A 507-nucleotide genomic window follows, 5' to 3' on the forward strand; every position below is an offset into this window, starting at 1 on the left:
AATCTGACTCAAACAGAGAAAAGTCTTCCCTTTATTTATCCCTTTTAAATGCAAATCTAAAAGAGTTTGAAGATACATTAAAATCAATATTTTCATCAATTCCTTACAATAATTACAGCAACAATTTCATTCAAAATTATGAAGGTTTTTATGCAACTGTTACTTATGTCTATTTGCAATCTTTAGGTCTTGAGATAATAGGTGAAGATGTCACCAACAAAGGCAGAATAGATTTGACCGTTTTTATAGGGGATAAGATTTATATAATTGAGTTTAAGGTGAATGCCAATAAAGGTGAAGCCTTGAAGCAGATTAAAAAGAAAAACTACGCACAAAAATATTTAAATAAATCTTCAAAAATTTACCTTGTAGGTATTGAATTTGACTCAAAAGATAAGAACATAGTTAATTTTGAATACGAGAAACTGAAATCGTGACCCGAAAATCGTGAATTAAAAAAGGACAGACAATTTTTATTATTTAGACACCCTGCTTATGAATCTCCGT

The 507-nt window shown here is 29.2% G+C and carries 1 protein-coding gene; it reads left to right on the forward strand.

Annotated elements, in window-relative coordinates:
• Window positions 1-437 (forward strand): PD-(D/E)XK nuclease domain-containing protein (locus LF845_RS11795; protein ID WP_242821207.1); only part of this gene is annotated, 437 nt, incomplete at its 5' end.
• Window positions 438-507: the final 70 nt, after the last annotated feature.

Origin of the sequence: Deferrivibrio essentukiensis, assembly GCF_020480685.1 — a bacterium.
Taxonomy (GTDB): Bacteria; Chrysiogenota; Deferribacteres; order Deferribacterales; family Deferrivibrionaceae; genus Deferrivibrio; species Deferrivibrio essentukiensis.